Here is a 249-nt window from a genome sequence, read left to right as displayed (position 1 = left end):
CTATTCCCAGAAGCAGTTAAATGAATTTGCACGGAAGCTGAATGAACGACCGAGGAAAACACTCGACTACCTGACACCTGTGGAGAAGCTACAAAGTATATTTGCGTTGACCGGTTGAACTCACCGCAGCGTTCTTTGCCAAGGAGTCCGAGTAAAGTATCGCTTCATCAGGGCTCACCAGAAGGAGTTCCGGGTCCGGGTCATGTGCCGCGTGCTGAAGGTCCACTTCAGCGGTTTTTACGCCTGGCT

General features: G+C 51.4%; 1 pseudogene. It reads left to right on the top strand.

Features of this window, described 5'->3' with window-relative positions:
* Nucleotides 1-124: 124 nt before the first annotated feature.
* Nucleotides 125-249 (top strand): annotated as a pseudogene (locus tag DYI22_RS17545) (IS3 family transposase); the annotation flags it as partial.

Source organism: Marinobacter lipolyticus (genome assembly GCF_018424605.1).
Taxonomy (GTDB): domain Bacteria; phylum Pseudomonadota; class Gammaproteobacteria; order Pseudomonadales; family Oleiphilaceae; genus Marinobacter; species Marinobacter lipolyticus_B.
The sequence above is the reverse complement of the archived record's forward strand: the minus strand, read 5'-3'. Positions and strand labels throughout refer to the sequence as shown.